The organism is Streptomyces liliiviolaceus (assembly GCF_018070025.1).
In the GTDB taxonomy this organism is placed as follows: domain Bacteria; phylum Actinomycetota; class Actinomycetes; order Streptomycetales; family Streptomycetaceae; genus Streptomyces; species Streptomyces liliiviolaceus.
On the sequence record NZ_JAGPYQ010000002.1, the window covers coordinates 2107267 to 2126266 of the forward strand.

The window sequence follows — 19000 nt, forward strand, 5'->3', positions numbered from 1 at the left end:
CGGAGATGTGGCGAAGCGATGGAGGCCCCCTGATTGAACGTCAACTTCCTTACTGCGTCTTGACGTTGAACATCGTTCAGGTCTACAACTCTCCCTGGCTGCGCATGGATCCGTGGCGCCGGATCCGATCGACGGCGTATGCCGTTCCCGGGCTTCATCCCGTTCGCACGGCACCGCATCCCGTCGCACGGCGCTCCGGACCGCCACTCGGCCGCACGAGCGCCCTTCGCGGACCCACCACCTGTGCGCTCCGCGTCCACTCCTGCACGGCACCGGCACGGCCACTTCCCCCCTGGGCCGCGTCCGGCCGCCCCGACCGCCGGTCATGTGCCGGAGGTTGTCCTTCGACACCTCCGGCCGACCTTCCGGCAGCTGCCGTCGGCCCGTCACGTTCGGAGAAGGCGTGACGGGCCGGCGGCGGCCACCTCTGGCACCCCCACTCCTGGAAACGAGGCACCCGCATGCGTACTCGGACTTCCCTCACCCTGGCCGCCGCCGTCACGACCCTCGCCCTCTCGGCGGCCGGGCCGGCCTCCGCGGCCGACGGCTCGGTCCTGACCACCGGCGGCGCCGGTGGAACGGCGGTCGCCGCCGGCGACGTGCTCAGCGCGTCCCTGGCCGGCGGCACGAACGCCACGCTCTACTCCAGCGCCACCGGCACGAGCGGCATCTCCTGCTCGTCGTCGGCCTTCGTCGCCACGGTGGTCGACAACCCGGCCGCGCCCGGCACGGCCACCGAGTCGGTCACCAGCCACACCTTCGACAGCGCGAGTTGCTCCAGCAACGTGGTCGGCGTCCTCGGTGTCACCAGCATCAAGGTCGACAACCTGCCCTACACCACGACCGTGACCTCGGGCGGCGCCCTCACCATCACCCCGGCCGCCGGTTCGTCCATCCAGACAACCGCCGTGCTGCGTACGCTGCTCGGCAGCATCACCTGCGTCTACCGGGCACCCAGCCTGTCGGGCACGGCGAACAACGCCGACAACAGCATCTCGTTCACGAACCAGCAGTTCACGAAGTTCTCAGGCTCGTCGCTGTGCTTCAGCAACGGCTTCTTCACCGCCAAGTACGCCCCGGTCGCCGACACCACGCAGAGCGGCAGCCCGGCGGTCTTCGTCAACTGACGCCGACCCCCACGCACGGGTGCGGGGCAGGGAGACGACTCTCCCTGCCCCGCACCCGTGCGTGAACCGCTCGCGCGACCTACTTCAGGTCGCTCTCCTTGATGTAGCCCGAGTCCACCAGCACCTGCTGGTAGTTGGCCTTGTCCACGCCCACCGGCTCCAGGAGGTACGCGGGCACGACCTTCTTGCCGTTGTTGTACGTCCTGGTGTCGTTGAGCGCCGGCTTCTTGCCGTGGACCACGGAGTTGACCATGTACGCGGTGACCAGCGCCAGCTCACGGGTGTCCTTGTAGACGGTCTGCGACTGCTCGCCGTCCATCATCGACTTGATCGAGGGCACCTCGGCGTCCTGGCCCGTGACGAGGGGCAGCGGCTTGGCGGCGGTGCCGTAGCCGTGCGCCTTGAGCGCCTTGATGATGCCGAGCGACATACCGTCGTACGGGGAGAGGACCGCGTCGATGTCCTGGTCGGAGTACTCCGCGTCGAGCAGCTTGTTCATGCGCTTCTCCGCCGTGGGGCCGTCCCAGCGCAGGGTGGTGATCTCCTTGAGCTCGGTCTCCCCGGATCTGACGATCAGGTCGCCGCTCTGGATGTACGGCTCCAGGACCTCCATGGCGGCCTCGTAGAAGTACTTGGTGTTGTTGTCGTCGGGGGATCCCGCGAAGAGCTCGACGGTGAACGGGCCCTTGCCGCTGCCGTTGACGAGCCCGAGGCCCTCCGAGATGTAGTCGGCCTGCAGGGTGCCGACCTTCACGTTGTCGAAGGTCGCGTAGTAGTCGACGTTCGGGCTGCCGAGGATCAGCCGGTCGTAGGAGATCACCGGCACGTTGGCCGAGTTCGCCTTCTCCAGGACGTCGGTGAACACCTTGCCGTCGACCGAGGCTATGACCAGCGCGTCGACGCCGCTTTCGATCATGGCCTCGACCTGTGCGACCTGGTTCTTCGGGTCGTTGTCGGCGTACTTGAGGGTGGTGGTGTAGCCGAACCCCTTGAGCTCGTCGACCATGTTCTGGCCGTCGTTGATCCACCGCTGGGACGTCTTCGTGGGCATGGCGATACCCACGGACGCGGCCTTTCCGTCGCTCCCACTGTCGGATCCCTCGCCACAGCCGGCGAGAGAGAGGGACAGGACCGTCGAAAGGGCCGCAGCTACGGTGGTGCGGGCGCGCATGCTCATTGTTCCTCACTGGATGAAAGGCAGTCGGCGGTACTCGGCGGCCGGCTGTGCACCTGAGGGCGTCCGATCCCGGCCGGACCGGCAGGTCCTGGTGGAGCCGTCCGCGGCGCACGGTTCCTGGCGGAGTCCGTGGTGCGTTCTTTTCGGTGCCGAGTTCGAGCCGAGGCTGCCCTGACGGGGGTTCGGGACGCCCTGCCTGAAGGCCCGCACTGCGTGTACGGACCGACGGAGGACGCCAAGTCTGATCGGTGCCCGGCCGCGTGGAGCCTTCCGGGGGTGGACTGGGTTCACCGGGTTGCGGTGAGGGGTGGAACGTCAGACCGGACGGTATGTCTCTCGCGTTGGGGCTCTGCCGAACCCGCACACGAACAGGCCGGGATGACCGGCCCCCCACGTGCGCGGACTCGAACGTGGGGTGCGCGGGGCAGCGTATCCCGACGTGGGGTCACTGTGGCGCTCTTTCGTCACATTAGTTGCGCCGGCGCACGATCGATGCTGTCAAGGCGCATGACGCTTGGTGCGTTTTGCGGACGATCCCGTTCCAACCGCCGCGCCGCAGCTACGCGTTGTCTGATCACTCGGACGCCGCGTGTCCGGATGGTGCCGCGAGAGCGCACGCGACCGCGGGGGCGTGCGCCCGAACCGGCAACGAACGCGGGCACCACAACTTGTTCGAATACCTTGGCCCGCCGTTCGACACGGAGCCGGACAGCCGGATCGATCGCGGACATGCACGCCGGATCGTGCTCCTGGGCCGGCGGGACGGTCTCAGAAGCCCGCGTCGCAGCACCCCTCACGTCGCATCAGCCGCCCCGCCTCCAGCCAGTCCACCTCTTGCGCCGCACGGCGGACGGCGGGCGCGGACACGGGCTCGTACGCGGCCACGAGGTCGTCCGTCGTGTACGGGACCCCGCCCCGGAGCACGGCGACCGTACGGACGAGGGTGTCGAAGTCGGTGAAGGGGTCGCCGTCGACCACGGTCAGGTCGGCGAGCCTGCCGGGCCGGACCGTGCCGAGGTCGCCTTCGAGGCCGAAGAGCCGGGCGGGCAGCACGGTCACCGTCCGCAGCGCCTCGGCCGGGGAGAGGCCGCCCCGGTGCAGGGCGCGCAGGCCGAGGTGGAGGGAGAGGCCGACCGGCACGAGCGGCTGGTCGGTGCCGAGGGCGACGAGTCCGCCCGCGGCAAGGATCCGCCGGTAGATGTCGGTCTCCGTGCGCAGGGTGGCGAGTTGGGCCGCGGTCGGCGGCACGGTCGCCCCCTGCTGGACGAGCGCGCTGTCCCAGGGCGGCATCACGGCCGTCACTCTGGGATCGTCCGCCAGTCCCGGGTCCGCGCCGAGCAGGGGCGCGGAGGTGAAGGGGGTGGCGATGAGGCCGAAGTCGACGCCCCGGGCGGTGTAGATCTCCAGCAGGTCCTGGTAGGCACGGCCCGTCGAGGTGGTCGCATGGCCGAACTCGTAGCGCTGGGTGGCCTGCAGATGGGTCGTCAGGTCCTGGCCCAGCTGCACGCCGGGCGAGAGCAGATGGCTGCCCGAGCGCACGCCGAGCCGTTCGTGTCCGAACCGCGCCGCCTCCTCCATCACCCAACTCGGCGCCCTGACATAGGTTTTGACGAAGTCCCAGTCGAGCGCGGCGCCCCGCTCCAGCGAGCGTCGCAGCCCGTCCCTCGTCCGGTGGGCGCGTCCCATGCTGTAGGCGACCCGGGAGCCGTCGAGGAGTTCGCCGGTGGTCAGCAGGCGCGGTCCGGCGAGCTGATGGGCCGTCACCGCCTCGCGGATGCGGGCCTGTTCGTACGCGAAGCCGCCGAGGGACACGGCGGTGGTGATGCCGTAGGTGAGCTGGCCGACCGTCTGGCGGCCTCCGTAGGTGGCCTGCCAGGGGTGGGTGTGGGTGTCCCAGAGTCCGGGGACGACGGTCTTGTCCGAGGCGTCGACGCCGGTCGTCGCCGCACGTCTGCGGTGCGGTTCGACGGCGGTGACACGTCCGCCGCGTACGACGATGTCGACGTCCTCCCGTACGGAGTCGCCCGTGCCGTCCCAGAGCCGCCCGGCGTGCACCACGGTGTCGGCGGGTACGGGCCTGCGCCGGTCCAGGGGCACGCGGACGGTACGGGCCGGTCCGCCGCCGATGTCGATCAGCCGCAGTGCGGCTCCGGAGAGGTACAGCAGGGTCCGCGAGTCGCCGGACCAGGAGGGGTGGTCGGCCGGTTCGGTGGTGAGGGTGCGCAGGGCGCCGCGCGGGGTCCCGTCGGGGGTGACGGGCAGCAGGCAGAGCGCGGATTCGACGATGACCGCCATCCAGCGGCCGTCGGGCGACCAGACGGGGCCCGAGTCGTACCGGTCGGCGATCGACCCGTGCGGTGCCACCCCGTGCAGCCGGTCCTTCCCGGTCGTGGTGTCGACGACCCGGACGAGGTTGTAGCCCTCCCGGAAGCGGAGGTTGAGCCGGTTGCGGTCGCAGAACGCCACGTACCGGCCGTCGGGCGACCAGCTGGGCCGCCCGGGCAGCCCTCCCGCGCCGAGCGGGGTCGCGAGCACCTTCTCCGTGCCGCCTTCGAGGTCGCGGACGACGAGCCGTCCGGTCAGGTCCAGGCAGGCGAGGTGTGTCCCGTCGGGCGAGAGCGCGGGATGGACCCGTCCGCCGGTCGCGAGGGCGCTCTCCTCGCCGGTGGCCGGATCCAGCCGGTACACACCGAGCAGGCCGTCCCGGTCGTCCGCGTACAGGAGCGTACGTCCGTCGCGCGACCACGAGGGCCCGAGCAGATACTCCGTGGCCGCCGCCCGGCGCAGCCGCTTCGGCGCCGCGCCGCCCGAACTGTTCGCCAGCCAGAGCGAGTTGAGCGCGGCGAAGGCGATGTGCCGCCCGTCGGGCGAGAGCGCGGGCAGATGGATCCCCCGCACCGGCCGGGCCCGCCCCTCCCCCAGGTCGTACTCCTTGACCTCGTACCGCGGCCGGTCCACGGGCAGCACCCCCTCGAAGGGGATGGTGTCCGGCCGCGTCGGGTTCTCCGGTCGTACGAGGGTGAAGTCGCCGTCGACGGTGAGCAGCAGCTCGCCCTCGGGCGTCCAGCGGGGCGGTACGGGTGCGAGGTCCCCGGCGAGGGCGACGGGCCGGCCGTCGACGACGAGTGCGCAGGAGCCGTTCGGGGCCGCGGTGGTGCGCAGATACGCCAGGCGGCGGCCGTCCGGCGAGAGGGCCGGGGTCAGGAGCTGGGCGGTCGTGGTGTCGGTGTGCTCCACGACGACCGGTCCCGTGCCGGAGGCGGGGACGGCGGCGACGGTCCGGGCGTCGAGTCCCACGCCGTTCGCGGTGGTGACGCCCTTCGCGCGCACGAACAGGATGCGCTCCCCGTCCGGCGACCAGGTGGGGTCGAAGTCCTCCCAGGCCCCGTCCTGCACGGGTCCGTTCTGGCCGGGCAGTCCCGTCACCCGGTGGATGCCGCCGGTGCGCAGGTCCAGTACGTGGATGCGGTACGGGCTGCCGGTCACCGGGTCGCCGCCGCGCTCGGAGGCGAAGGCGATACGGGTGCCGTCGGGCGACCAGGCGGGGCCGCGGTCGTCGAAGGGCCCGTCGGTGCGCCTGCGTACGTCGGACCCGTCGGGCCGCATCGTCCAGAGGTGGAAGCCGCCGCCCCGGTAGGCGCAGAAGGCGACGAGGCCGCCGTCCGGCGCGTACACGGGCCGGTTCGGTTCGAGGCCCGCCGGGGTGAGCGGGACTGCTCCGCCTCCGGTGCGCGGGAGCGACCACAGGACGTTCTGGATCTCGGCGATCAGCCGGTCCCCGCCGGGCGCGAGGGTCGCCGCGCCGTTGGTGGCCCCGGTGAAGGACAGGGAGAGCCCGGTACGCGGCTGCGCGGCGGCGGGTGCGAGGCCGATGGCGGTGACGGCACCGGCGGCGCCCGCGGCCGCGAGGAGCCGGCGGCGGGAGAGGGAGAGGGCGGCGTCGCCCCGGTCTCGGTCCATGACTCAGCACGCTCGCGCATCATCCGGCCCGTGGGCAACACCGCCATTCCCGCCAATGAGGTGCTCTGTTGACGAGGTGTCAGCCCTTGGCGGCGGTGCCGTGCAGGGTGCGTGCCAGCTTCGGGCCCAGCCAGCGCTTGAGCCTGCGCAGGGATTCGAGCCGCCCGGCCGCCCGGTCGAGCCGGTAGTAGAGCTGCGGCGGCACGTACGGCAGCAGGGGCGAGTGCCGCTGGCCGAGGAGCGCGAACATCTGCGCCGGAGGCAGGTCGATGTACCGCGGCAGGTTCTCGTACCACAGGGCGCTGTGGCGGGCCGCGCTCTGCACGGACAGCAGCTCGGCCTTGCGCACCTTCTCGTACGCGGCGAGGGCCGGGGCGAGTCCGGCCCGCCCGGGCTCGCTCGCGGGCCGCTTGCCCAGCGCGTCGGCCAGGGCGATGGCGTCCTCCAGGGCGAGGGTGGTGCCCGCGCCGATGGAGTAGTGCGTGGTGTGGGCGGCGTCGCCGAGCAGGACGACGTTCCCGTGGGACCAGGAGCGGTTGGTGAGGGTGCGGAAGTTCAGCCACTGCGCGCTGCCGCCCGCGGTCGCCCGTCCGATGAGCCGGTGGCCGTCCAGCAGCTTGACGAAGAGCTCTTCGAGGCGGGCGAGCCCCTCGGCCTCGTCGGCCCGGTCGAGGCCGAGCCCCGTCCAGGTCTCGGGCGAGCACTCGACGACACAGGTGCTGCGGTCGTCGCCGAACCCGTAGGCGTAGCACCAGATCCAGCCGTGCGGGGTCCGGACGAAGGCGAAGGTGAACGCGTCGAAGACCTTCGTGGTGCCCAGCCAGATGTACCGGTTGCGGCCGAGCGCGGTCTCGGTGCCGAAGCGGTCGGCGTGGCGCTCGCGCACCCCGCTGCGCACGCCGTCGCAGGCGACGACCAGGTCGGCGTCGGGCAGCGCGGCCCCGTCGGCGACCTCGTCCTCGAACTCGACGCGTACGCCCAGGGAGCGGGCCCGCTCGGCGAGGATGTCCAGCAGCCGGCCGCGTCCGATGCCGAACCCCTCGTCGCCGTGGTGGGTGGTCGTACGGTCGCCGACGTGCGCGACACCATCGCTCCAGCGGACCGAGTTCTCCCGCACGACCCGCGCCGACTCGGGGTCGCCCGCCTCCAGCTTGTCGAGCAGGCTCCCCCAGTACGTCACCCCCCATCCGTAGGTCGAACCGGCCGGGTTGCGTTCATGGACGGTGATCTCGTGGTCCGGGTCCTGACGCTTCATCAGGATCGAGAGGTACAGGCCGGCGGGCCCACCGCCGACGCAGGCGATCTTCACGCGCGCATCCCACCTTCATCAGTCGATTGTCACTCAAGGTCGTCGATCGACAGCAAAGAGTAGGGGTGCGGCGGGCGGCCCCGGGACGCACCGCGCCGCGTGTCGGACCGGCCCGGCTGTGATGGCAGGGTGAACCTGGGCATCCGGACAACAGCACCGGACGCGCCTGGGAAGGGCTCATGGACACCAACTTGTGGATTCTGGTCATCGCCGCCGCGGTCGTACTGGCGGCGGCACTCGCGGGGGCGGTCGTCCTGACCGTCCGCCTGGTCCGCACGCGGCGGAACCTGCGCCGCGCCGGACTGCCGACGGGTCCCCGCTGGGTCTTCTGGGGAGCGATCGCCTATGTCGTGCTGCCGACCGACCTGATGCCCGACCCGGCCTATTTCGACGACATCGCCGTACTGCTGCTGGCGTTGCGGTCGATGCGCGCTTCGTCCGCCCCGCTGCGCCGGGACGGCCGCGAGTCTGCTTGGCTGGCTCCGTCAGACAAGGACCTCTAGGGCCGGGACGATCATGCAGGCAGACATCCGTCAAGTCGCCGACGGCATCCATCTCGTGCACGGCAGCAACACCAACTGGGTGATCCTCACCGAGGGGGACGCCGTCACCCTCGTGGACACCGGCTATCCCGGCGACCGCGAGAAGGTGCTCGCGTCCCTGGCGGCCGTGGGCAGTTCACCCGAGGCCGTCACGGCCGTCCTCGTGACGCACGCCCACAACGACCACCTCGGGTCGGCCGAGTACCTCAGCAGCACCTACGGCACGCCCGTGTACACCCACGAGGCCGAAGTCCCGCACGCGCGCCGGGACTTCCTCCACCAGGTGACCGTCGGACAGGTCCTGAGGAACGCCTGGCGGCCCGGTGTGGTGCCGTGGGCCGTGCACGCGCTGCGGTCCGGCGGCACCGCCCATGTGCCGGTCGCGCAGCCGCGGGCGTTCCCGGGCGAGGGGGCGCTCGATCTGCCCGGCCGTCCCGTGCCCGTGCACACCCCCGGGCACACGGCCGGCCACTGCGCCTTCCATCTGCCCGAGGCGGGCGTGGTGATATCGGGCGACGGGCTGGTCAACGGCCACCCCACCTCACGTCTGGAGGGACCGCAACTGCTGCCTGTCATGTTCCATCACGACCGGGGCGGGGCGCTGGCCTCCCTCGACGCGTTCGAGGCACTGCCGGGCGACATTCTGCTGCCCGGGCACGGTCCCGTGTACCGCGGCTCCGTACGGGAGGCGGCGGGGCGGGCGCGGGAACGGGCGGCGTGACGCGGTCCGGCTCAGCCCCGAAGTACCTTTCGGATCAAGCCTGTTGAGCTCTGCTCTGTTCGGCCGCGCCCTGTTCGGTGGCGGGTGGGTCGTCGCCGCGTACCGTCGCCAGGTACGCGGCGATGGCGTCCCGGTTGCGGGCGAGGCAGTCGATGCGGCGGGTCATGCGGTCGAGTTCGCATTCGAGGGTGGCCAGCATCTCCGGGGTCGGGTCGGGGAAATGGATGGTGCTGGGCCTGTCGAGGCAGGGCAGGATCTGCTTGATGATCCGGGTCGGCAGTCCGGCGTCGAGCAGGCCCCGGATCTGCTGCACCCGGTCCACGAGGCGTTCGTCGTAGGAGCGGTAGCCGTTCGTGCAGCGCTCGGGGGTGATCAGTCCCTGCTCCTCGTAGTAGCGCAGCAGCCGTGGGGGCGTGCCCGTGCGCTTCGACAGCTCTCCGATCCGCATGCGACCGACCTCGCGCTTCACCACTTGACCTTCACACCGATGTGAGGGTTCGAGCATACGCGGCATGACTACGCGGATCACTGGAACCCGTAACTCCGAACCGACCGCCCCTCCACCTGACGTCGCCCGTGCCGGCCTGCCCCTGGCCGCTCTTCTGGCCCTGGCCACCGCCGTGTTCGTCACCAGCCTCACCGAAACCCTGCCCGCGGGTGTGCTGCCCGCGATGAGCTCCGACCTCGGGGTCGGCGAGTCCGCGATGGGGCAGTCGGTGACCGTCTACGCGGCCGGGACCGCGCTCACCGCGATACCGCTGTCCGCGGCCACCGCCGGGTGGCGGCGCAAGCGCCTGCTGCTCACGGCGACGGCGGGCTTCGCCGTCGCCAACACGGTGACCGCCGTGTCCGCGAACTATCCCCTGACCATGGTGGCGCGGTTCCTCGCCGGGGTGGCCGCGGGGCTGGCCTGGGCGCTGCTCGCGGGGTACGCGCGGCGGCTGGTCCCCGTGCCGCTGCAAGGGCGGGCCGTCGCCGTGGTGATGACCGGGATTCCCGTCGCGCTGTCGCTGGGGGTGCCCGCGGGGACCTTTCTCGGGGAGACGCTCGGCTGGCGGGTGACGTTCTCGCTCATGACCGTGCTCGCCGTCGTCCTGCTCGGGTGGATCGGCGTGGCCGTGCCGGATCTGCCGGGGCGGCGCGGGGAGGGGCGGGTGCCGATGCTGGGGGCGTTGCGGGTTCCCGGGGTGTCACCGGTGCTGTTCGTCACGCTGGCCTTCGTGCTGGCCCACACGATTCTGTACACGTACATCGCCACGTTTCTCGACCGGCTGGGCATGGGTGGGTCGACCGATGTCGTGCTGCTGGTGTTCGGGGCGGCGTCACTGGTGAGCATCTGGTTCACGGGGGCGCGGATCGACCGGTGGTTGCGGGCTCTGACGCTGGCGAGCGTTCTGCTGGTCGCGGTGGCGGCTGGCCTGCTGGCCGTGCCGGCCGACAGCCCCGCCCTCGTCCACGCGGCGGCGGCGCTGTGGGGGCTCGGCTGGGGCGGCGCGCCCACGCTCCTGCAGACGGCGGTGGCGGATGCGGGCGGGGAGTCCGCGGATGCGGCGCAGGCGCTGCTGGTGACGCTGTGGAACGCGGCGATGGCCGGGGGCGGGGTGGTGGGGGGTGTCCTCCTGAACCGCTTCGGCGCGGGGGCGTTCCCTTGGAGCGCGGGGGTTCTGCTGGTGCCGGTGATTGTGACGGTGTGGATGGCCCGGGGCCATGGGTTCCCACCCCGGGGGACGAGGTAGCTCCGCTGCTGCGGCCCGGACACGGCTGGCCGCGCAGTTCCCCGCGCCCCTGAGGGGGCGGGGGGACAGGCTCGTACCTGGCTGCAGGTCCGTCGTGGCTGAGCGCGCAGTTCCCCGCGCCCCTAAAAGCACGGGCCTGCGCGCACCCCATGTCTTTAGGGGCGCGAGGAACCGCGCGACCAACCACAACCGGCCCGCAGACACACACGAGCCCGATGGACCCCACCCCTCAGGGGCGCGAGGAACCGCGCGACCAACCACAACCGGCCCGCAGACACACACAAGCCCGATGGACCCCACCCCTCAGGGGCGCGGGGAACTGCGCGACCAGCCACAACCGGCCCGCAGCCGCGCACGATCCAGCCGCACCCCGCCCAAGGGGCCCGCTACCAGCGCGATTCGACCTGCGTCCTGATCCGGCGGTCGTACAGCGCCGAGATCGCCGACAGCGTCTCCGCCGGCAGCGGTCCAAGCTTCCCCGCCGCCGCGTTCGCCCGCGCCTGCTCAGGCGTGCGCGCGCCGGGGATGACCGACGTCACGCCCGGCTGCTGCACGATCCACGCCAGCGCGAGCTGCGCCGGAGTGACCCCCTCCGGAGCGAGCGCGGAGAACTCCGCCGCCGCCTCCACCCCGGTGGCGTAGTCGACGCCGGAGAACGTCTCGCCCTGGTCGAACGCCTCCCCGTGCCGGTTGAACGTCCGGTGGTCGTTCGCCGCGAACACCGTGTCCTTCGTGTACTTGCCGGACAGGAGCCCGGAGGCGAGCGGCACGCGGGCGATGATGCCGACCCCGGCCTCCCGCGCCGCCGGCAGCACCCGCTCCAGCGGCTTCATCCGGAACGGATTGAGGATGATCTGCACACTCGCCACACCCGGCCGCGCGATCGCCGTCAGCGCCTCGTCGACGGTCTCCACGCTCACGCCGTACGCCGCGACGCGCTCCTCCTCGACCAGCGTGTCGAGCGCGTCGAACACCTCGTCCGACGAGTACACCGCGGTCGGCGGGCAGTGCAGCTGCACCAGGTCGATCCGGTCGACGCCGAGGTTGCGGCGCGAACGGTCGTTCCAGGCACGGAAGTTGTCGAGGACGTAGTTCTCCGGGACCTGGTCGAGCCGGCGGCCCATCTTCGTCGCGACCAGCACGTGCAGATCGGGCCGGCCGCTGAGGAACGCGGCGATGGTCTCCTCGCTGCGCCCGTCGCCGTACACGTCCGCCGTGTCGAAGAACGTCACCCCCGACTCCGCGGCGGTCTCCAGGACCGCCAGCGCGTCCTTGTCGTCCACGTCGCCCCAGTCGGCACCGAGTTGCCAGGTGCCGAGTCCGACGACCGATGCGTGCTGTCCTGACCTGCTGAATTCGCGCTCGTCCATGGGGTCAGTCTGGCACCCGTCCGGCGCCGCGCCGGACGCCGCCCCCGTGGGACGGGGCCGTTCAGGCGACGGCCGCGGGGAGGGCCACGCCGGTCAGCCGCTCGGACTCGGCCCACAGCCTGCGGTTGGTGCCGGTGTCGAGGGCGCGCCGGGTGACCCGGGTGGTGGCGGTCGGGCCGACCAGGCCGAACCTGCGGCCGGGCCCGTAGTAGCCGCCGGCCGTCGCCTCGGGGCTGGTGGCCGCGTACAGCAGCGGTTCGGTGCCCTCCTCGACCTGCTGCTTGGGCAGAAGGAGGCCGAGCCGGAGCATCACGGTGCGTTCGGGCTTGTCGCGGCCGAGGGTGGCGCCCGCCGTCTGGAGGTTGGTCACGGTGTAGCCGGGGTGGGCGGCCGTGCTGAGGAGGTTCCAGCCGCGCTCGGCGGCGAGGTCCGCCAGATGCCTGGCCAGCATCAGGTCGGCCAGCTTGGACTGGGCGTACGACCGGTTGGGGTTGTAGCGGCGGCGCTCCCACTGGAGGTCGTCGAAGTCGATGCGGCCGAAGTTCGCCATGCCGCTGCTCATGGTGGTCACGCGGGGCGCCGGCGCGGCGAGCAGCGCCGGCAGCAGGCGCACGGTGAGGGCGAACGGGCCGAGGTAGTTGCTGCCCAGCTGGAGCTCGAAGCCGTCCGCGGTGGTCAGCCGGGTGGGCGGGGCCATCACTCCCGCGTTGTTCACGAGCAGGTCGAGCGGGGTGCCGTCGGCGAGGATCCCGTCGGCGAACGTCTCGACGGAGGCCAGGTCGGCGAGGTCCACGCGCCGCACCTCCAGCTGCGCGTGCGGATGCCGGGCAAGGATCTCGGCGCGGGCCTGCTCCCCCTTGGCGACGGTGCGCACGGCCATCACCACGCGCGCCCCGGCCGCCGCGAGCCGCCGTGCGGCCTCCTTGCCCGTGCCGCTGTTGGCACCGGTGACGACGGCGGACTGTCCCGTCCGATCAGGGACGACGTATGACGTGGGCACGGGGACTCCTTGTGTGTGCGGCACTCCCAGGATTAGGAGACCGGCGGTCTGATGTGATTCAAGCTAGCAGACCACCAGTCTGATAACAACAGACCGGGGGTCTGCTGTCCGGCGTCCACAGATCGCCGGTCGGTAGACTGCGGCCATGCCAGACACCTTCCAACGCGCCCGCAGCGAGGAGCAGCGCGCCGTCCGCCGCAGGGCGATCCTCGACACCACGGCCGCGATGCTCGGTGAGATGCCGGTGGCGAAGGTGAGCCTGAACGAACTGAGCCGCCGGGTGGGGCTCGCGAAGTCGAACGTGCTGCGCTACTTCGAGTCCCGCGAGGCCGTCCTGCTGGAACTGCTCGCCACCGCCACGCAGGAACTGCTCGACCACCTCGACACCGCGCTGCCCGAGGCCGTCGACGCGGGCGCCCCCGTCTTCGAGCGCGCGGACCAGGTCGCCGCGACCCTCGCGGACGCCCTCGCCGCGCGCCCGGTGCTGTGCGACCTGATCAGCGCTCAGGCCGCGGTCCTGGAGCGGAACGTGTCGACGCAGGTCGCCGCCGAGCACAAACGCTCCTCCATCGGCCACGCGTTCGCCCTGGCGCACCGGGTCCGTCTGCACGTGCCCGAACTGGACGAGCGGGACGCCGTACGGTTCACCGCCGGGGCGCTCATGATGGCCACGGCGGCCTGGCCGCACGCCCATCCGTCGCCCGCCGTCCTCGCGGTCTACGAGTCCGAACCCGAACTGACGGTCCTGCGGATCGACTTCACCGCGGCCCTGCGCGAGTCGCTCGAAGTGCTGCTGTCCGGACTGCTGGCACGAGCCGCGCGAGCCGCACGCTGACTGACCGGCGGAAATTCACTCCCGCCGATGCAACCCGCAGGCAGGTCCTGCGCGTAGAGAAGATGACGGCACCGTGATCCGCGGTGCCGCCTGCACGTGTTCCGCATTGCGGACGACTACGGGGAGAACCACACAGATGGTCTCAAGAATGATGGGCCGGGGTACGGCGAGGGGCACGGCGGCACTGGGAGCGGTCCTGCTGTCCGTGCTCGCGGTCCCGGCGACCGACGCGACCGCGGCACCCGCCGACACCGGCGACCGTGCCGTGAGCGGCACCCGGGCGGCGGCCGAGAACCTCGCGGCGCCCGACGTGGAAGGACTGCGCGAGGTGCTGCGGACGGCGCTGACGCAGGGCGCGCCCGGTGCCATGGCGCGGATCGACGACAACGGCACGGTCCACAAGGTCGCCGAGGGCGTCGCGGACCGGACCACCGGACGGGCCCTCGACAACGCCGACCGCTTCCGCGTCGGCAGTGTCACCAAGAGCTTCACGGCCGTGGTCCTGCTGCAGCTCGTCGACGAGGGCGTGCTCGACCTGGACACCTCGGTCAACACCTACCTGCCGGGCCTGCTGCCCGACGACGGCATCACGGTGCGCCATGTCCTGAGCCACCGCAGCGGTCTGTACGACTACACCAACGACATGTTCGCCGACACGGTCCCGGGCTTCGAGGCCGTACGCAACAAGGTCTTCAGCTACCAGGAGCTGGTGGACCTGTCCCTGAAGCAGCCTCTCGGCAACGCGCCGGGCGCCGCCTACTCGTACTCCAACACCAACTTCGTGGTGGGGGGCATGCTCATCGAGAAGCTCACCGGGAAATCCGTGCGGTCCGCGTACAAGAGCCGCATCATCAAGCCGCTCGGCCTGAAGGACACCTCCTACGTACACCCGAGCACGGCGATCGCCGGCCGGCACACCATGGGCTACCTGCCGCCCGACGTGGCCGACGGGACGCTCGTCGACTCGACCGAGCAGACCGTGTCGTGGGCGCAGAGCGCGGGCGCGGTCATCTCCAGCACCCGGGACCTGGACACCTTCTTCTCGGCCCTGCTGCGCGGCAGGCTGACCTCGGCCGCGCAGCTCGATCAGATGCAGCAGTGGACGCCCGTGAACAGCACCCAGGGGTACGGGCTCGGTCTGCGCCGCCGTGACCTGTCGTGCGGGGTCTCGGTGTACGGCCACACGGGCACCGTGCAGGGTTACTACACGTACGCGTTCACGTCGAAGGACGGTTCGCGCACCGTCACGGCGCTCGCCAACACCTCCAACAACGGGACCGTGCTCAACACCATGGCCCGCACCCTGGAGTCCGCCTTCTGCGGCAAACCGGTGAAGACCGCGACCGCCCGCAGCCAGGCGCCCGTGGAGCGGTACGAGGACATCGCTCCCGGGGTCGCCCTCGACTGACCGGTGACCGGTTCCTGGTGCCGGGCGCCCGGCACCAGGAACCCGCGCACACCCGTGGGGCGTTGTCCTGTCGACGCCCCACGGGGCGCGCACAGCGAACCGGCACCTGGACGGGCGGCACGATGGACGAGTTGGTACCCGGCGGCAATCTGCCCCTGCCCGGCGGCGCCCTGACCCTCGCGGTCCCCGGCCCGTTCGACGTGTCGGCGCTCGTCACCGACGGCGGCGGCAAGGTGCGCGGGGACGCCGACTTCGTGTTCTACAACCAGCCGGCCGCCCCCGGCGCACGGCTGAGCGGGCAGACCCTCACGGTCGATCCGGCCGCGCTGCGGGCGGGGGCCGACCGCGTCACCGTGGTCGTCAGTCCCGCCGAGCCCGGCACCCCGCTGGGACGGCTGCCCACCCCGACCTTGCAGGTCACCGACTCCGGCGGCCGGGTCCTCGCCCGTTTCACGCCGTCGCGCCCGCAGCGGGAGACCGTGCTGCTGCTCGCGGAGATCTACCGCCGCGGAACCACCTGGAAGCTGCGCGCACTGGGCCAGGGGTACGCCGACGGGCTGGCCGGGATCGCACGGGACTTCGGCGTGGAGGTGGCCGAGGACATCGACACGGGTCCGGGCCAGGGGACAGGGGCCGCCGCCGCGCCCCGAACCACCGGAGCCGGGGCCGGAGCCGGAGCCGGAGCCGGAGCCGGGGCCGATCCCCACACCGACGGCTTCCTCCCGCTCGTGAACTCCGCCCGTGCCGCCGCCGGCTCCCCGGCCGTCGTCCTGGACGGGCGGCTGACCGCCGCGGCGCGGGCGCATGCCGCGGACATGGCGGCGCGCGGGCGTCTCGGGTCGGAGGGGGCCGACGGGCTGTCCGTGCACCAGCGCGTGACCGCCGCGGGCTACGCGTATCTGACGGTCGGCGAGCATCTCGTATCCGGGCCGCGTGACGCGGCGGAGTTCGTGGAGTACTGCCTCTCGGGCGAGCGGACCCGGCGGACGCTCCAGGACCCGGCCTTCACCGGGGCCGGAGTGGCCTGCGTGCCCGACAACCGGTCCGGGACGCTCTACTGGACGGCGCTGTGGGCCGGCCCCCTGACCCCGGGCGGGCTGGCGCGGACCGCCGCCGAGGTCCTCGCGCTCACCAACGCCGAGCGGGCCGCCGCCGGTCTGCCCCCGCTCGCCGACGACCCGCTGCTCACCCGGGCGGCACAGGCGCACAGCGCGGACATGGTGGCACGCGCGTTCTACTCCCACACGGCACCCGACGGCAGCGAGCCCTGGGACCGGGCCGCCGCCGCGGGCAGCCCCCGCCGCACCATCGGCGAGAACATCGCCTGCGGCCAGCGCTCCCCCGCCGAGGTCGTACGGGGCTGGATGGACAGCCCCGGCCATCGCGCCAACATCCTCAAGCCCGCCTTCACCCACCTGGGTGTCGGTTTCGCGGGCGGCGGCTCGGCGGGCACGTACTGGACACAGCTCTTCGGCGCCTGACCCCACCGCGCGGCAGTCCCCGACCCTGAACACATCACCGCAGGTCAGCGGCGCACTAACGATGATGACAACGGTCACCGATGCAGCCTTTGCCGATCTCCGCGAGGTGCGCTTCACTGCGGGTGTCGGACACCCGTCGGACACCGCAACGAGGGGGACTCTCATGAGCGCGCACCACGGCCACGAGCACGGGTCGGGCGGGCACGCGGGGCACTCGCACGGGGTGACCGCGGACGCGGACCGCCGCTGGCTCGCGATCGCGCTGACCCTGATCGCGACGTTCATGGCGATCGAGGTCGTCATCGGCATCGTCGCCCAGTCGCTCGCCCTGATCTCCGACGCGGCGCACATGCTCACCGACGCCGTGTCCATCGTGCTGGCCCTGATCGCGATGCGGCTCGCCGAGCGTCCGGCCCGCGGCGGCTTCACGTACGGCCTGAAGCGGGCCGAGATCCTCTCCGCGCAGGCGAACGGACTGACGCTGCTGCTGCTCGGTGCCTGGCTGGCGTACGAGGCGGTGCGGCGGCTGTTCGATCCGCCCGCGGTCGAGGGCGGGCTGATGTTCTACACGGCGCTCGCGGGCATCGCGGTGAACGTGGCGGCGGCCTGGTGCATCTCGAAGGCCAACCGCACCTCGCTCAACGTCGAGGGCGCCTACCAGCACATACTCAACGACCTGTTCGCGTTCATCGGCACCGCGATCGCCGGCCTCGTGGTCCTGCTGACCGGCTTCGTCCGCGCCGACGCCATCGCCACGCTGGTCGTGGTGGCCCTGATGTTCAAGGCCGGCTACGCGCTCGTACGGGAGTCGGGGCGGATCTTCCTGGAGGCGGCGCCCGCGCATCTCGACCCGGACGCCATCGGGGACCGGCTGGCCGCGCACTCCTCGGTCGCCGAGGTGCACGACCTGCACGTGTGGACCATCACGTCGGGGACGCCCGCGCTGTCCGCGCACGTCCTGGTCGAACCGGTCGCGGACTGCCACACCGTGCGCCGGGACCTGGAGAAGATCCTGCAGTGCGACTACGACGTCAGCCACACCACCCTCCAGGTCGACCACGCCCCGCAGGACCTCCTGGACGTCCGCACCGGCGGCGACCCCGCCGACGACACGCACTGCGAGGCCGCGCACGGTCCGGTGCACCGGGACGAACCGCATCTGCACTGACGATCCCCGTCCGCACCGAGGCCGGGACCGGTGATTCGCCGAGGGCAGAACGCGGCGGGGTGCCCGAAACGGGCCGGACTTCCTAGGGTGGAGGCGTGAGCAGCCACGCGTCGAACCGAGCCCGCGTCATTCCCCTGCGACCCGTCCCGGCCGAGCCGGCGGCGCCTTCGGAGCCGGCCGAACCGGCACCCAGGGAGCCCTTGTGGCGGGACGTCGTGGGTGAGGTCCTGCGGCGGGAGCGGCTCGCGCAGGAGCGGACGCTCAAGGAGGTCGCCGAGGCGGCCCGTATCTCGATGCCTTACCTCTCCGAGCTGGAGCGCGGCCGCAAGGAGGCCTCGTCCGAGGTCCTCGCGGCCGCCGCGCACGCGCTCGGGCTCGGCCTCGCCGATCTGCTCGCCCTGTCGCACCGCCGCCTCGTGCGCCAGGAGCGGCCCCGCCCCCTCAGGTCGCGTACAGCGCCCCGGCGAACGGAGGCCACCTCCCGGTACGGCGAGGTCCGGCTCGCCGCCTGACGCCCGGGAGGGGCTCGGTACTCCTCAGGCGGCGACCGCGGTCAGGCGCCGGCTCAGCACCTCGTCGGCGAGTCCGTACGCCACCGCCTCCTGCGCGGTGAAGACCTTGTCGCGGTCCATGTCGGCGCGCAGGGTCTCGACGGAGTGATGGGTGTGCAGGGACAGCACCTCCTCCACCTGGGAGCGGATCCGGATCATCTCCTTGGCCTGGAGGCCCAGGTCGGAGACGGTGCCCCGCGCGCCGCCGCTCGCGGGCTGGCCGAGCAGCACCCGCGCGTGCTCCAGGATGAAGCGCCGGCCGGGGTCCCCGCCCGCCAGGAGCACCGCCGCGGTCGAGGCGGCCTGGCCGACGCAGAACGTCGAGATGGGCGCGCTGACGAAGCTCATCGTGTCGTAGATCGCCATCAGCGAGGTGAACGAGCCGCCCGGTGAGTTGAGGTAGACGGCGATCTCCTGCTCGGGCGCCGCCGACTCCAGGTGGAGGAGCTGGGCGATGACGACGTTGGCCACGCCGTCGTCGATCTCGGTGCCGAGGAAGATGATCCGCTCGGCGAGCAGCTTGCTGTAGATGTCGTACGCGCGCTCGCCCTGCGGGGTGCGTTCGACGACGTTGGGGATCGTGTACGAGCTCATGCGCGTCGCGTGCTGGTGCAT

16 protein-coding genes are annotated in these 19000 nt (G+C 72.0%); 9 read left to right on the forward strand and 7 right to left on the reverse strand.

The genetic code is table 11. From position 1 onward, the window contains the following. Positions 1–461 precede the first annotated feature (461 nt). Positions 462–1127, forward strand: a complete 666-nt coding sequence (locus tag J8N05_RS44505; RefSeq protein WP_210893462.1) for a Tat pathway signal sequence domain protein — start codon at positions 462–464, stop codon at positions 1125–1127. A 79-nt stretch (positions 1128–1206) separates the two neighbouring features. Here J8N05_RS44505 and chvE read toward each other — a convergent pair whose 3' ends face one another. The 3 genes from chvE to J8N05_RS44520 all read right to left on the reverse strand — a co-directional run bounded on the left by chvE (position 1207) and on the right by J8N05_RS44520 (position 7573). After that, positions 1207–2304, reverse strand: a complete 1098-nt coding sequence (gene chvE, locus J8N05_RS44510; protein ID WP_383947824.1) for a multiple monosaccharide ABC transporter substrate-binding protein — start codon at positions 2302–2304, stop codon at positions 1207–1209. Positions 2305–3072: 768 nt separating this feature from the next. Further along, the gene (locus J8N05_RS44515; protein ID WP_210893467.1) at positions 3073–6264 is read right to left on the reverse strand and encodes an amidohydrolase family protein; all 3192 of its coding nucleotides are present in this window, start codon (positions 6262–6264) and stop codon (positions 3073–3075) included. A gap of 79 nt (positions 6265–6343) precedes the next feature. Next, positions 6344–7573 carry an FAD-dependent monooxygenase gene (locus tag J8N05_RS44520; protein WP_210893469.1) on the reverse strand — a complete coding sequence of 410 codons (1230 nt, stop codon included), beginning with the start codon at positions 7571–7573 and terminating at the stop codon, positions 6344–6346. A gap of 179 nt (positions 7574–7752) precedes the next feature. On the opposite strand from J8N05_RS44520, the gene J8N05_RS44525 reads away from it, so the two are divergent. Beyond that, entirely contained in the window at positions 7753–8076 is a 324-nt protein-coding gene (locus J8N05_RS44525; protein WP_210893471.1) for a YkvA family protein, read from the forward strand. Positions 8077–8089: 13 nt separating this feature from the next. Next, on the forward strand, positions 8090–8836 hold the full coding sequence (locus J8N05_RS44530; protein ID WP_210893473.1) for an MBL fold metallo-hydrolase: 747 nt from the start codon (positions 8090–8092) through the stop codon (positions 8834–8836). Positions 8837–8870: 34 nt separating this feature from the next. On the opposite strand, the gene J8N05_RS44535 is transcribed toward J8N05_RS44530, so the two are convergent. Further along, positions 8871–9284: a MerR family transcriptional regulator gene (locus tag J8N05_RS44535; protein WP_210893475.1), complete on the reverse strand. Its 414-nt coding sequence runs from the start codon at positions 9282–9284 to the stop codon at positions 8871–8873. 64 nt (positions 9285–9348) lie between these two features. Here J8N05_RS44535 and J8N05_RS44540 point away from each other — a divergent pair, with 64 nt between their 5' ends. Further along, positions 9349–10572, forward strand: coding sequence for an MFS transporter (locus J8N05_RS44540; protein ID WP_210893477.1), 1224 nt, complete (start codon positions 9349–9351; stop codon positions 10570–10572). A gap of 386 nt (positions 10573–10958) precedes the next feature. On the opposite strand, the gene J8N05_RS44545 is transcribed toward J8N05_RS44540, so the two are convergent. After that, on the reverse strand, positions 10959–11942 hold the full coding sequence (locus J8N05_RS44545) for an aldo/keto reductase (RefSeq protein ID WP_210893478.1): 984 nt from the start codon (positions 11940–11942) through the stop codon (positions 10959–10961). A gap of 61 nt (positions 11943–12003) precedes the next feature. After that, positions 12004–12942 (reverse strand): SDR family oxidoreductase, encoded by a 939-nt coding sequence (locus J8N05_RS44550; protein WP_210893480.1) that lies wholly within the window; start codon positions 12940–12942, stop codon positions 12004–12006. 145 nt (positions 12943–13087) lie between these two features. Here J8N05_RS44550 and J8N05_RS44555 point away from each other — a divergent pair, with 145 nt between their 5' ends. From J8N05_RS44555 to J8N05_RS44575, 5 genes are all read left to right on the forward strand, one after another. Next, positions 13088–13777, forward strand: coding sequence for a TetR/AcrR family transcriptional regulator (locus J8N05_RS44555; RefSeq protein WP_210893483.1), 690 nt, complete (start codon positions 13088–13090; stop codon positions 13775–13777). Between the two features lie 136 nt (positions 13778–13913). Further along, positions 13914–15185 (forward strand): serine hydrolase domain-containing protein, encoded by a 1272-nt coding sequence (locus J8N05_RS44560; protein ID WP_210893485.1) that lies wholly within the window; start codon positions 13914–13916, stop codon positions 15183–15185. Between the two features lie 122 nt (positions 15186–15307). Next, positions 15308–16666 (forward strand): CAP domain-containing protein, encoded by a 1359-nt coding sequence (locus J8N05_RS44565; RefSeq protein WP_210893487.1) that lies wholly within the window; start codon positions 15308–15310, stop codon positions 16664–16666. Positions 16667–16829: 163 nt separating this feature from the next. Beyond that, complete coding sequence (locus tag J8N05_RS44570) at positions 16830–17834, forward strand: cation diffusion facilitator family transporter (protein WP_210893489.1); 1005 nt, start codon at positions 16830–16832, stop codon at positions 17832–17834. Positions 17835–17929: 95 nt separating this feature from the next. Then, positions 17930–18346, forward strand: a complete 417-nt coding sequence (locus tag J8N05_RS44575; protein ID WP_210893491.1) for a helix-turn-helix domain-containing protein — start codon at positions 17930–17932, stop codon at positions 18344–18346. Positions 18347–18370: 24 nt separating this feature from the next. On the opposite strand, the gene J8N05_RS44580 is transcribed toward J8N05_RS44575, so the two are convergent. After that, complete coding sequence (locus J8N05_RS44580; RefSeq protein ID WP_282108204.1) at positions 18371–19000, reverse strand: ClpP family protease; 630 nt, start codon at positions 18998–19000, stop codon at positions 18371–18373.

Bases quoted from the DNA above. Each gene is read 5' to 3' on its own strand.
- J8N05_RS44505 (WP_210893462.1), top strand. From the start codon at position 462: ATGCGTACTCGGACTTCCCTCACCCTGGCCGCCGCCGTCACGACCCTC.
- chvE (WP_383947824.1), bottom strand. From the start codon at position 2,304: ATGAGCATGCGCGCCCGCACCACCGTAGCTGCGGCCCTTTCGACGGTC.
- J8N05_RS44515 (WP_210893467.1), bottom strand. From the start codon at position 6,264: ATGGACCGAGACCGGGGCGACGCCGCCCTCTCCCTCTCCCGCCGCCGG.
- J8N05_RS44525 (WP_210893471.1), top strand. From the start codon at position 7,753: ATGGACACCAACTTGTGGATTCTGGTCATCGCCGCCGCGGTCGTACTG.
- J8N05_RS44530 (WP_210893473.1), top strand. From the start codon at position 8,090: ATGCAGGCAGACATCCGTCAAGTCGCCGACGGCATCCATCTCGTGCAC.
- J8N05_RS44535 (WP_210893475.1), bottom strand. From the start codon at position 9,284: ATGCGGATCGGAGAGCTGTCGAAGCGCACGGGCACGCCCCCACGGCTG.
- J8N05_RS44540 (WP_210893477.1), top strand. From the start codon at position 9,349: ATGACTACGCGGATCACTGGAACCCGTAACTCCGAACCGACCGCCCCT.
- J8N05_RS44545 (WP_210893478.1), bottom strand. From the start codon at position 11,942: ATGGACGAGCGCGAATTCAGCAGGTCAGGACAGCACGCATCGGTCGTC.
- J8N05_RS44555 (WP_210893483.1), top strand. From the start codon at position 13,088: ATGCCAGACACCTTCCAACGCGCCCGCAGCGAGGAGCAGCGCGCCGTC.
- J8N05_RS44560 (WP_210893485.1), top strand. From the start codon at position 13,914: ATGGTCTCAAGAATGATGGGCCGGGGTACGGCGAGGGGCACGGCGGCA.
- J8N05_RS44565 (WP_210893487.1), top strand. From the start codon at position 15,308: ATGGACGAGTTGGTACCCGGCGGCAATCTGCCCCTGCCCGGCGGCGCC.
- J8N05_RS44570 (WP_210893489.1), top strand. From the start codon at position 16,830: ATGAGCGCGCACCACGGCCACGAGCACGGGTCGGGCGGGCACGCGGGG.
- J8N05_RS44580 (WP_282108204.1), bottom strand. From the start codon at position 19,000: ATGCACCAGCACGCGACGCGCATGAGCTCGTACACGATCCCCAACGTC.